Source organism: Stenotrophomonas maltophilia (assembly GCF_003970865.1).
GTDB classification, from domain to species: Bacteria; Pseudomonadota; Gammaproteobacteria; order Xanthomonadales; family Xanthomonadaceae; genus Stenotrophomonas; species Stenotrophomonas maltophilia_AR.
Genome location: NZ_RXLZ01000138.1, coordinates 1 through 1,538, shown reverse-complemented (window position 1 = coordinate 1,538; position 1,538 = coordinate 1). Strand labels below are relative to the sequence as shown.

Here is a 1,538-nt window from a genome sequence, read left to right as displayed (position 1 = left end):
CTGATCCACCATGTTTTCCAGGAGCAGGTGCGAGCCCAGCCCGAGGCAGTGGCAGCAGATTTCCACGGAGCCACGCTGAGCTACCAGCAGCTGGACCGCCGCGCCAATCAGGTTGCACAGGTACTGCGTGCAAATGGGGCCGGCCCGGACCGCTGCGTAGCCATCTGCTCCGGGCGCCGCCTGGAGTTCATCGTGGGCCTGCTGGGGATCCTCAAGGCCGGTGCCGCATACGTGCCATTGGATCCTGACTATCCGGTGGAGCGCCTTGGCTTCATGTTGGAAGACTGCCAGCCGGTGGCGGTGCTCACATGGCCCGAGCACCACGCCAGGATCCAGACGCTGGTCCGGAACACGCCGGTCATCGCACTGGATGACCCCCGTTTCGACGCCGCTCCGATCGATGTGCCGGATGTGCCCGGGCTGGGATCGCAGCACCTGGCCTATGTGATGTACACCTCCGGTTCGACCGGGCAGCCCAAGGGCGTGATGGTGGAACACCGCAATGTGCTGCGGCTTGCGATCAACAACGGTTTTGCTTCGCTGGGGCCATCGGATGTAGTGGCACACTGCGCCAACCCTGCCTTCGATGCGGCAACCTGGGAAATCTGGGGCGCCTTACTGGTCGGCGCGCGGGTGCAGGTGGTGGCGGAACAGGTGGCGCTGGATCCGGTTGCACTGGACCAGGCATTGCGGGCCGCTGGCGTGACGGCGTTGTGGCTCACCGCCGGATTGTTCAATGCTCACGCCGATGCGCTCACTGACGCCTTTGCGGGCCTGCGATACCTGCTGGTCGGTGGTGATGTACTGGACCCGGACCGGATCGGGCGCGTGCTGGCCCAATCCACACCGCCGCAGCACCTGCTCAACGGCTACGGGCCGACAGAGAGCACCACCTTTGCCAGCACCCACCTGATCGAGCAGGTGGAGCCTGGGCGCAGCATTCCCATCGGGCGCCCGATCGGCAACACCCAGATCCATCTGCTGGCACCGGACGGTCAGCCGGTCCTGCCAGGCGTGATCGGCGAGGTGTACATCGGCGGGGATGGTGTCGCCCGCGGCTATCTCAACCAGCCCGAACTCAGCGCCGAGCGCTTCCTGGCAGATCCCTATCGGGACGACCCTTCAGCACGTCTTTACCGCAGCGGCGACCTGGCACGCTGGCTTGACGATGGCACGCTGGAGTTCATCGGTCGCACGGACTTCCAGCTGAAGCTGCGTGGCTACCGGATTGAACCGGGGGAGATCGAAACCCATCTGCGGACCTGCGCGGGCGTGCGCGAAGCGGTGGTGATCGCGCGCGAGGATACCCCCGGTGACAAACGGCTGGTGGCATATGTGCTGGCCGAAGGCCAATCGCCGCCTGCGCCCGAGTTGCTGCGTGCACACCTCGCGCAGAAGCTTGCCGACTACATGCTGCCTTCAGCCTTCGTGACCGTGCCGCACTGGCCGCTGACCTCAAACGGCAAGCTGGACCGGCGCGCTTTGCCTGCGCCTGACATTGCAGCGGTAGTGGCAGGCCGCTATGAGGCGCCGGTGGG

General features: G+C 65.7%; 1 protein-coding gene. It reads left to right on the top strand.

All coding sequences use genetic code 11. The features are described 5' to 3' along the window. On the top strand, nt 1–1,538 hold a 1,538-nt coding region (locus EKL94_RS22080; RefSeq protein WP_221767996.1), incomplete at both ends, for an amino acid adenylation domain-containing protein.